Below are 11809 nucleotides of genomic sequence, written 5' to 3'. Positions count from 1 at the left end.
GCTTAACCTACATCTTTCAGCTCAAAATAGCCGTTTTCCAGATCCACATCGGTGCGGAACAGAAACTCCAGCGGGTAAGGCACGCACCACAGCCGGCCTTTAATTTCAATCGACAGCACATTATGCAGATCGAGTGATTTGGTATCGGAGATACAGCGCACCTGCAGGCCCTGCGGCAAAATGCGCGGCTCAAAATTAACGATAGCCTCAGTCAGCTTGCTCTGTACGTCGTTCCATTCAATATCGGACATCCGCTGCCCTGCCAGCGGCGAGACGCCGAAATTCAGCACCGAGCGGCGCACTTCGGCGAACGCCTGCAGATCGTGCTGCGCCTCGTTGTTAATGGTGTTAAACAGCCACTGCAGATCGCGCAGCACGTGGCGCCGCAGCGTACTGTGCGAAATCAGCCGCTGGTTGGCGCTCTCCTGGCGCTTATCCGGTTCATGATCCGTCAGGCGATCCAGCAGCGACGGCTGCAGCTTATCGCGCGCGTTAAGGCCGCTTTGATCCTTGCGATGACGGTAGCCGCCGCGCAGCAGTTCGCCGCTGTCGCCGGGCTGGCGTTTAGCCTCGTTACGCATCGGCCATATCGCTGGCGACGAACGTCAGCGTCTCCAGGCCCAGCAGCGGGAACTCATCCTTATCGTTCAGCAAAACTTTCTGCCCCTGCCCGCTGTAGTGCCGCTGCGCCGCATCCAGCGGCTGCCATTCGGTCAGGCACGCCAGCCGCAGCGCGTCTTTCGTCCCCGCCGCAAAGGGGTAGCGCACCGGCAGCTGACAAACCTGCTCGTTGCCATCCACCAGCCGCACCAGCGTATGCCGCCATACCAGATCGGTTACGCTGACCGGCGCCTGAAAGCGCATCTCAACGATAGCGCTGAACGGCACCCAGAAGTAATGGCCGTTAACCACCATTTCGCAGATTGGGCCAAGACGGCTATCGCCATCCGCCAGCCAGGCGAAAGGCTGCGCCTGCTCCTCATCCTGCATCAGCGCGCTGCCGGGATTCAGCGCCGCCGCCTCCAGCGCGGCGTTGCGCAACGACTCAGCCTGCGCCCGTTCGCCATGAAGATCGGCCTGCAGCGCCGCAAGCAGCTGCTCCGCCCAGCCCCAGGCATCGCCCGGCATGCGCGGCTGCGCCTGACCGGCGAAAACCGCCGCGCGCTGCAGCTCGCCGCCGATAGCCTGTTCCAGCAGCGTGACGGTGGGCTGCGCCTGCGGCTTCAGCGCCAGCCAGGGCTTCAGCTGCGTCAGCGCGCGCGTCCAGTTTCCCGCCAGGCAGAGCAGCTGCACAAAGGCGGCGCGCAGATCGGCATCGCCCGGCGCCGCCTTGATTTGCGCCTCGACGTGCGCCAGCGTCTCATCCAGCGACCTTCCCGCCAGCAGTTGATTTAAAGAGTTCATCGCATTTTCTCCCGGTAAATTATCTGATGGTGCGCCAGGCGCCCGCCGCCGGATCTTTCAGCTGCGGATGCAGTTCATCCACCAGCAGCAGGGTTAACGGCGCGTCGCTGAGATAACCGATCCAGACTTTACGCACCTCGCTCAGGCGCGCCTTCAGCGCGCTTTCGTCGTTCTCCTCTTCCGGGCTGATCTGCACCGCCACCGCGCCGGTCGCCTGCCAGCTGTTAAGGCTGGAAGACCACGGCAGAATCATCCAGCTCTGCGGCGAACGCTCATCCGCCAGCACCATGCGCTCGTTATTAACGGTGATAATCTGCAGCGCATGTCTGTCGCTGTTCGCCACCAGACCAATAACCGGGAAGCCTTCAAGGAAGGTGACGGGCTGATTTTTCTCCACGCCGTGTTCAAGCCGCGTAAGCTGGCTTTGTCCGCTCAGCCAGCCATCGGCGTTGCAGGTTAATTGCTCGGTTTCCGGAATAAACAGCGCGGCGGTACGATCCTCCTCGCGCCACCAGGTACGGAAATAGCAGCCGTCCAGCAGACTAAACTGCAGCCAGGGCGTGCTATCCGCCAGCGGCGACAGCTCTTCGGGGCGAATTACCGGCGTTTCCGCCGTTACTCTGACGCGCCAGCCTCTGGCCTTTTCCGCGGTGCCTGTCGCCAGCTTTCTGCCCAGCGCGTCTTCCGTGTGCCAGTTCAGCCTTTGCAGCCGGCTGCAGTCGCGCATCATCAGCGCGCCGACCTTCGGCAGAAAATCATTCAGCACGGTCGGCGACTTATCGCCTTTTAATACGATGCGCAGCGGCACCTGACGCGCGCACCAGTACTGCGTGCTTTGTCCTTTAACGTTATCGATCCACACATCAAGTTTTTTGCTACGGGAAGAGGCGATGTTGTAGTTTTGCGCCCAGGCGCCGAAGGCCAGCAGCAGTGTTAACACGCCGGTTAACCAGTATTTCATAACGTTCCTTTGTCTAATTATTAATCACGCAGGGGAATAAACTGCGCCGCTTCAGAAAGGGAGTGCAACAGCGTGGTGTCCTGCGGCGAGCCGATCCAAACGGCCAGGGCGCTGTAGTTGTCCTGATCTCCCCCCTGCTGTTCCTCATTGTTTTTTATTGCCTGGTGCATCAACGTCAGCCACTCTTCCGGCGTTTTCACCATATGCAGCGACTGCTGCATCTGCTGCGGCGAAACGCCGTGCCAGAAGCCGTCGGTACAGAGCAAAAACGCGTCGCCATCCTCAAGCGGCACGATATCGCTGTAGCTGGCGTCGCGTTCCTCATCGCCCATACCCAGCGCAAAATAGAGCAAATTGCTGTTGATGCCTTCGGTTTGATGTCCGGCATCCTTCATCTGCTGAAGCAGACTGTGATCGGTGGTGACGTAATAGAGATAGCCGCGCCGGAACAGGTAGAGGCGGCTGTCGCCGGCGTGCGCCCAGCAGGCCAGCTGATAGTCGCGATCGATAAACAGGCTGACCAGCGTGGTGCCCATACGGCTGTAATCGCGATCTTTTTTCTGCCGCTGACGAATTGCCCGGTTGGCGTTGTTGATATACAGCCGAACCTGCTGCGCATCGAGATGCTCCGCGCCGTCAAACTGCTCAATAATGGTGTTGCGCGCCAGCTCCGCGGCCAGATCGCCGCCGGGAAAACCGGCGACGCCGTCGCAGACCACAAAACAGGCGGAGCGATCGCCCACGATATCGCCGGTCTGATCCTGATTGCTCTCGCGGGTTCCCTGATTCGACATTGAGGCAAGGGTGATATTCATCATTCGTCCGTGGAGGTCTGTGAGTCTTTGTACTGGTTAACTTCCATGTCGTAAGCGTGCAAAAAGGCTTCGCCAAACAGCGTGTGGAAGTCATCTTCAATTTCGCCAGCCGTTTCGTTATAGCGACGGGTAAAGTATTCCCACAGCGCCGCCTTACGACTGCTGCGCAGCGCCAGGCGCGAGGTGACGCCTTCCTGCCGCGCTTCCTCTTCCAGCTGCTGCGGATTAAAGGATTGCAGCATCGCGGCGATAATGGCGCGAATGCCGGCGATCATTCCCAGCTGGTGCGCCTGTAAATCAACCAGCGCATCGCGCACCGCCTGCTTCGGCGGCATAAAGCCCGGCATTCGGCTGCCGAACATCTGCATCAGCACGGTTTTTCCCGACGGCAGCAGCTTGAACGGGTTATTCGCGTCATCGAGAATAACGGTCATATCCGCTTTAACGCCGCGCTTGAGGATCGATCGCGACGACAGCAGCGCCACCGTTCCCTGCGAGAACATGCCGAGCATCTCTCCCAGCTGCTGCATATTTTCCCCATCGAAATGCGGCGTAGGCTGCATATCATTCAGTCCCATACCGTCCAGCAGCGCCTGCAGCAGCTCGCCCTGCAACCTTTCGCCGCTGGCGGAGGCGGGCTGCGGCTGTTTACTGGAGGTAGAAACCGGATCGATGCGCAAGCGCCCTTTCGGCGGCGGCGCCGCGCTGCGCTGTACCGCCTGCGGCGTCGGCAGCGTAATGCCGCTGTAGTCCGGGGCTTCAGACGCTGGCGGCGGGGATGGCTCAAACAACGGCGCAGTATCAGGCTCTGACGGCGGCGCGGCAGATGGCGCACCCGGCGGCGATTGACGCAGCGCGCCGGCGGCTCTGGCAGGCGGCTCGTCAAGGAACAGCGGCGAACCGCTGATATCGCTCAGATTGCTGAACAGATCCGTTTCGGCAACCGAAGCGCCCGACGCGACGCCCGGCGTTTCCTCCGGCGGCGGCATGGCGCCCGACGTCTCCTCAGGCGGCGGCATATAGATAACGGACGGCGCCGCACTCATTTCCGGGGAGTCGTGCGGCGCATCGTCATCCGGATGCGACAGCGGCACCGCCCCGCTCATCATCAGGCCGAGCGGATCGTCGCCGTTGATCTGCGCCGATGCGGCTGCGCCGTCGCCAAACAGCGCCAGCGGATCGCTATCGTCCGGTTTAGCCTCCGGCTGCGACATTTTTTCAGCCGGGGACTGCATTAAAGTGCTGGGCGTGCTGTCGTTAAAAATGCTGTCCGATTGAAACAGTTCATCTTTTTCGAACAGCGAATCGGGCGTCTGGTTACGTCGATCGAGGCTGAGAGATTCAACGGCGCCAAACTGCGCCAGCGGATTTTCCGGGTTGCGGTTTTCCGCCTGCGGCGCAGTCAGCGGGTGCGCATCGCCCAGCGCCGCCGTTGCCGCCGACGAACTGGCGGAGATGCTGTCGGAAATAGAAAACTCTTTTGCCAGGCTATCCCAGATTTCGCTGGGCACGGCCGCCGTGTCGCCTGCTGGTATCGCTGACGAAACGGGTTCCGGCTGAGGCATAATCGGCGCCGCGCCAGCCGCAGGGGCGATAATTTCGTCCGTCAGGCCGGCTAGCGGATCGCTAACCGACGCTGCCGAATGAGCTAAAGGTTCGGCGGCCTGCGCCGTCGGACGAACTGCCGATGCGCCCGGCTGCGCCGGCACAGGGCGAGCCAGAGGATCGGCGGCCTGCTCCATCGGACGAACCGCCGATGCGCCCGGCTGTGGCTGCGCCGGGCGAGCCAGAGGATCGGCGACCTGCTCCATCGGACGAACCGCCGATGCGCCCGGCTGCGCCTGCGCCGGGCGAGCCAGAGGATCGACGGCCTGCTCCATCGGACGAACAGCCGATGCGGCCGGCTGCGGCGGCACAGAGCGAGCCAGAGGATCGGCGGCCTGCGCGGCCGGCTGCTGCGCGCTGGCAGGATCGCTAACCTGGAGGCGATATTCATCAATCCCCAAAATATCGCCATCCTGTAATTCAACCACCCGGCCACGCTCCAACGGAATATCATTCAGCTCAACGCGCGTCACGTTGCCACGGTTGGTAATCCGACATTCGCCATCGGCGCTAACGTGCACAATCGCCTGCAGACGAGATATCGTGCGATCGTTATCAGGCAGCACCAGATTGTTATCTACTCCACGGCCAATAGTGCCGCCCGGCGGTGAAAAATCACAGCTGCTTTGCGGCGGCTGATGCCCCGGTTTAATCGTTATAATCGTAAAGCGCATATCAGTTTCCTGCGTTTGAGATATTGGCGTTCAAACCGCGCGGGTCTTAATAAAACCAGCGGGGTTTGAATAGCATTATGGAAAGCATGGTGTTGATGTTAGAAATAGAGCGTCATTAGTCAGGCAACTATAAATATATTTTTTTAATTTATAATCTGCAAAAATAACCACCCTCAGGTGAATTCATTTTTACTGCCCATTTTAATGGGTGATTACTTATAATCATTCCTGCTAAAATAAGGCATAAACCATTATAACTAAGAGAGCCAGCAAAAAATAAATAACTCGCCATTTACAGCTCTTATCAAAGATAAATAGTATTATCTGGGATAACATCAACATTAAAAACAGCAAGTAATTAATAATATTGCTGTTTTTGGAGTTATCTATAACTGAGCCATAAACCATAAAAGAATCTATCTCGCTTATCCATGTGTATTTATCTACAGATAACAAAGAAAGCGCTACCAGACCAATGGCATAGAAAAGCAACAAAAATATCCTATAACCTCCTTTCATCTTAATCCCCTGAGATTCCAAATTATTTCGGGAGCTAAATACAGATAATTACAGACGTTATATGGCTTTTAGTTATTTAATTAAATTTCACTTTCTGGCATAAAATCTTGACAGGTAGCTCAATCTAAAAATATAAATCCGTCACCTGCTAATTAGCTTGTGCCATTAAATTACTGACGCGAGCAACCATCTTCTCTTCAATACAGCGTCGATCATTTTTGCATTGATTTTTCTCAGCAAGCCACTCACGCTGTTCTTTGTTAAGAGCTGATAATGATTCAGTAACGTCAACACCGATATTTTTTATCTGGAATTCCACTATCTCATAGGCAGCAGCAACACTACGATCCCAGGCAGCTAAACCAGAGGATTTACAGATAGTTTTTGCAGTAATGTTTTCTGCATCCTGGCAGTTGAAAGAAGGCTCTACGGGTATACCAGGCAATAGCTTTTGTAATTTCAGCAATGAATTATCATCCCAGTTGGTAAGCATTGTATGTTTATCCAGCATTACCAGCCAATTGCCTGTCTTTTCTCCTGAAGGATCAACGATACCGCTGGAGCAGTTAATCAAAAAAGGTATAACACTACTGTTTCCCTGCTCCTCTAATAAATAATCTTTTGCTAAATTTGCTCGTTCTTCATCGCCGGTAGTCAAAGCCAGCAGTTTATTGAGCGAGGTTTTAGGCTGCGGGATTAATACCGGGCGCTCGCAGCCAGGATCGCTTAGGTATTTACCCGCGATTTTTTCATGCGTAAAGGTTAGCGTTCGCCCAATCAGCATGGGATCTTCGGCTGAAACAGATGATCGACTTGTACGTTGAGTATCAATGTGTACGCTTTGAACCTGCCATTCACCGACAAAATTATCAATGTATATTTCCGCTGCTTGTATTGAGGCAGCATAAATAAACGACATTAAAACTAAACATTTAGTATTAAAACAACTTAGCTTACTCGGCATAAATAGTCTTTTTGGTAAAAAAACAAATCATAGTAATCTGTTAAGTATTTTTTGATTTTCTCTGAATTTTAGAGCGACTGGTCAAAATGCGTGTAATACGATCTAAATAACTTCGCATATTACCGCTCTACTTTAGCCAGACCATAGTGATTGCCGGGGAACGGAGAGGCAACTCTCATAAACTGATTTACCTGTTCCAGTAACTGCCACATATATCGGCACTGATAATTTCGCGTTACGGTTTCATGTAACGATAACCACAACCGCTCTATCGGATTTAACCATGGTGGATAGACTGGCAGGAACAGCAACCGGAACTTCGTGTTCTTTTCCAGCCAGCGTCCCACTTTGCGGCTTTTATGAATGATGTAGTTATCAAGTATCAGCGTGATGGTTTTTGCTCGTCGGTATGTACGCCGTAATGTTTCTAACAGACTGATAAATAAATCAGAACTTTTACTGCTGCCAATCACATAGGGGGGTTTCCCTGTGCCTGAATGTAGTGCACCTGCCAGATAATGCTTTTGGTTCTGCCCCGGCGTGGCGATACGTTTTTGTTGTCCTCTGGACATCCAGTCCGCTCCAACTTTTGGATTCAGGTCGATATCGACTTCATCCTTATAAAATACAGGATGTTCTGCCTGTTCCCGGAGCAGTGCCTGCCTGAGGGCAAGACGTTTTTCCTCATAGTGTGGGTCTTTAATTTTCAGCGTTGGTGCGGCTCTGCGCCAGACAATCCCCGCCTGTTTCAGATATCGGTGTAACGTGGAACTATGCAGAGTCACGTTAAAAAGCCGGTTGACGATGAGCGTCAGCAGTTCCGTACTCCAGTGGGAGCGCAGCCAGCCAAAATCCTGCGGAGAACGTCGTACCAGAAGAGGCAGAATGTTCAGGATATCTCCGACCGGCCATCGTGCGGCACGTCCGGGTCTGAGACTTTTGAGTCTTTCAACGCCATATAAAGTAAACCAGTTTATCCATCTGCCGATGGATGAGCGTGCGGCACAGAGCATTTTAGCAACATCAGTGACGGTCATTCCCTGATGTAACATCAGCATAGCAGTCAGTCTGCGGGCATGGTTTTTATCATGCGTTTTATGGATAGTTTTCTGCATCCGGCGTCGTTCGGTACGGGATGTTGGTGCTATGATCGGCATCGCTCAGTCGCTCAGTCGCTCAGTCGCTCAGTCCGGCTGGTGATTTGTGATGTTTGACGATTTTTCAGATCGCACAATCCGGACTGAGTTCCCTTCCGATGATCTACTATTTTGCGAAGTTATTTAGTTAACGGGTTGCAGGTTATCCAACTCAATATAGCCTTTCGGGTATCCCAAAGGCGGCACTTTACTCTCATCATAAACTGCGACCAGCACCCAGTCAGCATTGATTTTTTGTATCTGGGCCAGCGATTTATTACTGGGAACCAATACAGTCTTTTTTGCGTTCTTATTAGGGGCGTTTTTAAGATAAACTCCTTTAACACGAGGCTTTAACGTGTATGTAATTAGGTAGGGGTATGACTGGCAGCCTGCCAGCTCCTCTAACTTATCAATACTGATATCCTTTGCACTGTTATTGCGCTTAGAAAAAGACATCATTGTACCATCGTAAAAGCGCATATCGCACTCCTCGCGCTCCTTCAAATCTTTTACCGTAATAACGCCGTGATACTCCACATGCCCTTGCTGACTGGTTAAGAAATCAGGGTAATCCTGTTCCAGTAACTTAATGACCAGCTTATTGTCAGCGACGTTGATTATTTTTACATCAGCACCAGCGTTCTCCAACTGAAAGAATCTGTATTTAAGTTGTGGCTCATTTACATCTTCATTCCATACGGGGAGCCAATATGCCTGCAATACCCCATCAAAACTACTTTTTTGTGCCAGTGTCGGCATACTGCTTAATAATATAAAAAAATATAAAGCAAGCTTCCTAAACATACTCCTCCCCCTTATTTACAGTCTGAATAACAGGATTTGATGTTAATACTGAAGTTATCAATCCCCTCTTTGAGGATATACTCTTTTAGCTCTTTTAGTTTCTGAACGCTGCCCCCAACAAAATCAATTCCCTTTGAGGAACCAATCAGCAGGCAACCATCCGTATTGCGGGGATAGTTCCCATTATGAATTAATATATAGCGGGATTGGGGAACGGTAGCATTAAAAACCTGTGGCACGGGATTATATGGCTTTACTGTAGGAATATTACTATTATGCCATTTAATATAGTAGCTACCTTCCGGTATTCTTTTCCTTTTCCCTGATTCCATCGTATCCGGCCCGGGTCTTTCTAAAAAATAACCTTTTATTTTACTACCTGACACTTCATAAGTGCTTATTGTGGATTCAGCCGTCTGCCATATCCTGGTAAGCGTAATTACATGTTTTGCCATAATAGAAAATCCTCGTTACTATGTTATTTTCCTTTAAAAAATATATAGGTCAATATGCGTTTTTTATCCTCTTTCCTGTCAGGTAATAACGCATCGCTTTTTTTGAAGCATTGTGTTCAACATCGCTGGCGTTACCGAAGATACGACAAAGCAGCGAAAATTTCCAATAACACATCTTCTGTAACTGAGAAAAGCCAACCTAACTGTAATCTGAAATATACTCTTCAAGTTCTAAATAGCTGCGCCGAATACCGCTACACCTGTCATTTATGAACATCGAACAAGCACTTTAGAGCATAACGTGACAAGCCTGATGTAGCGCCGCATGGCAGAGAAAATGTCCCGCGCTTTTGTCTCACAAGGGATAGCCGAAAGTGGAGCACTATTTCGCACAGCTATTTAGATCACTCCAATCATTTGTTGAAAAAATCATTATTCCATTAATCCCCTTAAAATCTTCAACCCTGGGATTTTTCACCACCTTATCAGGCTCTCCATACATGCTGTGCATATATTTTAGTAAATCTTTTACACGATATATATACCAGTTTTTATCTTTCCCTGAAACAGTAGCCCAAGATCCTCCAGAAATCTTCGCTCCTGTATAATTAAGAACATAACTCATTCTAATTGCACAAGCGCTGGTAAAACTATGCTTAGGGTCTGTTACACCGATATCGATATTAACACCTACATTCCCACCGATTTTTTCACCTACCTTAGCAACGTTTATATTGATTTCACTAAAACGTTGCCATGCTGTAAGAAGTTTGGCCTACTCATTACTGAACTCCTTTATAATTTACTGCATAAGCATAATAGGTTGCCCGCTCGATAAGAGCGGGCAACAATATTACATTTCTTTATTCTCTTTAATATTCCAGCCTGCACTGCTTTCAGCACCTTTACCACCGGAGGCAGTTTGTTCCCAATACTGCTGTTTCACACGAGAAGCCTGGAACGTGTAATTAACACCGACCGTATCACCGTTATCTGCACCGGTATACTCGATATTTGTAACCAATACATCTTCAAGTGTAATACGCGCGTATTCTACCTGTTGACCACCAGCTTTACATACTGATACTTCAACTTTAGTAAGATGTTTTCCGCTAGAACAATGCCTTAAAATTGCAGTGGTTGATTTATCAATTAGAGCAGTAACTTGTAAATCCTTAAAGTTCACTTTCCCTGCACCGCCGCCGCCGCCGACAGCCATATTACCTGGCTGAGCAGCGCCCCAGGAAAAAGAATTGATATCTGTCCATCCTTTATGGTTAGAATCTTGAGATTCACCATTAACGCCATCAACTTTCATGAACATATCAATAGCCATAAAACTTCACTCCTTTTGCAAAGTATTTATTTAGTTAATATATAAACATGGCAATTAAAAATGCATTTTTAAAAATACATTCGCATTTGCCTGGTTTCCGCACAGAAATAAAACCCCATGCAAAATCTTTAATTAAATAATTTAGTTTTGTGTGTATAACATGCAATGAATCTATATTTTATAATTATTGATCATTTTCAAATATGCTTAGGGTAATACATAAAAAAACAATACTATACTTTTAACTGAAATCTCTTTAATAAATAAGGTCAAAATATATACTTTATTTGCCTCATGTAACTATAGTAACTCAATGAAAATAAATTTTATGGACTCAGTATTTATAATCGTCATTATTATTTTATTACATGCAATTTTTAATTTTTCTTTAGATATATACTCTGTTTTTAGCTATGGTGAATTTGGTCCCAATGAATTCTTTACATAGTTAATGTAACTATTATTTATAGTAACAATTATCCTAATGGTTAAATTTTCATGCAGGAAGATAAATTTAAAAATCAGTTCTACATTATCTTCTGTTTCATGTTCAATACAGGCAAAAGCGATTAAAATTCAGATAATTGCTCTCCATATAAATTTAGAAATAAAAAATTAAAACAACATGGATTATTTTATAATTCGCACATGAACTATTGGAACAGGTAAATATCAATCCAATTATTGATAAGGCATATTATTTAACTGATAAATTCTCTCTTTATTTAATTTCTCTACGCAGCCCTTATTGATTTCCTTATAAGCAACTGATTGTACATCCGCGAGAAATGCCTCTGTTTTACATTGTCTATCCCGATACTTTAACCATGCTGTTTGAGAATCGTGAAGTAATAACAAATGTTCTGCCAGCAAATCTTTATCTACCTCCAAAGAAACGGTAATTCTTTCCCTTGCCTGTTCATAGGCCTGATGTAGCTCTGTCTCAGCAACCTTTGCCGCCTGAATTTTGCAGCTTACGTCAGCATTGTTTCCCCCGGTCTGGCATTGATTAGCACTGAAAGCGCTTAAAGAAACCAATAAAAGAGAGCTAAATAGCATGGTTAATATTTTCTTCATGTTATTTATCTAATTTAATAGGGTATTATTCATTAACCGACTGATAAAAAGCCGGA

13 protein-coding genes are annotated in these 11809 nt (G+C 49.2%); all 13 read right to left on the bottom strand.

Features of this window, described 5'->3' with window-relative positions; all coding sequences use genetic code 11:
* Positions 1-2: 2 nt before the first annotated feature.
* Complete coding sequence (gene tssE / locus FKM52_RS04410; RefSeq protein ID WP_141174973.1) at positions 3-581, bottom strand: type VI secretion system baseplate subunit TssE; 579 nt, start codon at positions 579-581, stop codon at positions 3-5.
* Entirely contained in the window at positions 574-1404 is an 831-nt protein-coding gene (locus FKM52_RS04405) for a type VI secretion system accessory protein TagJ (RefSeq protein WP_141174972.1), read from the bottom strand. The genes tssE and FKM52_RS04405 overlap by 8 nt, the downstream gene beginning before the upstream one ends.
* 19 nt (positions 1405-1423) lie before the next feature.
* A complete protein-coding gene (locus tag FKM52_RS04400) occupies positions 1424-2365 on the bottom strand; it encodes a hypothetical protein (RefSeq protein WP_141174971.1) in 942 nt (313 codons plus the stop codon).
* A 20-nt stretch (positions 2366-2385) separates the two neighbouring features.
* Positions 2386-3180, bottom strand: coding sequence for a PP2C family protein-serine/threonine phosphatase (locus FKM52_RS04395; RefSeq protein WP_141175209.1), 795 nt, complete (start codon positions 3178-3180; stop codon positions 2386-2388).
* A complete protein-coding gene (gene tagH / locus FKM52_RS04390) occupies positions 3180-5459 on the bottom strand; it encodes a type VI secretion system-associated FHA domain protein TagH (RefSeq protein ID WP_246085494.1) in 2280 nt (759 codons plus the stop codon). Before tagH ends, FKM52_RS04395 begins: the two co-directional genes overlap by 1 nt.
* Positions 5460-5690: 231 nt before the next feature.
* Positions 5691-5978 carry a hypothetical protein gene (locus FKM52_RS04385; RefSeq protein ID WP_141174970.1) on the bottom strand — a complete coding sequence of 96 codons (288 nt, stop codon included), beginning with the start codon at positions 5976-5978 and terminating at the stop codon, positions 5691-5693.
* 148 nt (positions 5979-6126) lie between these two features.
* Positions 6127-6897 (bottom strand): lysozyme inhibitor LprI family protein, encoded by a 771-nt coding sequence (locus FKM52_RS04380; RefSeq protein WP_141174969.1) that lies wholly within the window; start codon positions 6895-6897, stop codon positions 6127-6129.
* Between the two features lie 164 nt (positions 6898-7061).
* A complete protein-coding gene (locus FKM52_RS04375) occupies positions 7062-8099 on the bottom strand; it encodes an IS630 family transposase (RefSeq protein WP_141174968.1) in 1038 nt (345 codons plus the stop codon).
* Between the two features lie 123 nt (positions 8100-8222).
* Positions 8223-8885 carry a hypothetical protein gene (locus tag FKM52_RS04370; protein ID WP_141174967.1) on the bottom strand — a complete coding sequence of 221 codons (663 nt, stop codon included), beginning with the start codon at positions 8883-8885 and terminating at the stop codon, positions 8223-8225.
* Positions 8886-8896: 11 nt separating this feature from the next.
* Positions 8897-9340 (bottom strand): DUF5675 family protein, encoded by a 444-nt coding sequence (locus FKM52_RS04365; RefSeq protein ID WP_141174966.1) that lies wholly within the window; start codon positions 9338-9340, stop codon positions 8897-8899.
* 382 nt (positions 9341-9722) lie between these two features.
* A complete protein-coding gene (locus FKM52_RS04360) occupies positions 9723-10016 on the bottom strand; it encodes a T6SS effector amidase Tae4 family protein (RefSeq protein ID WP_484212029.1) in 294 nt (97 codons plus the stop codon).
* A 177-nt stretch (positions 10017-10193) separates the two neighbouring features.
* Positions 10194-10676: an Hcp family type VI secretion system effector gene (locus tag FKM52_RS04355; RefSeq protein WP_141174964.1), complete on the bottom strand. Its 483-nt coding sequence runs from the start codon at positions 10674-10676 to the stop codon at positions 10194-10196.
* 681 nt (positions 10677-11357) lie between these two features.
* Positions 11358-11753, bottom strand: coding sequence for a lysozyme inhibitor LprI family protein (locus tag FKM52_RS04350; RefSeq protein ID WP_141174963.1), 396 nt, complete (start codon positions 11751-11753; stop codon positions 11358-11360).
* Positions 11754-11809 lie beyond the last annotated feature (56 nt).

Origin of the sequence: Mixta tenebrionis, assembly GCF_006517625.1 — a bacterium.
In the GTDB taxonomy this organism is placed as follows: domain Bacteria; phylum Pseudomonadota; class Gammaproteobacteria; order Enterobacterales; family Enterobacteriaceae; genus Mixta; species Mixta tenebrionis.
Note: the sequence above shows the minus strand (reverse complement) of the source record. Positions and strands in the feature narration are given on the sequence as shown.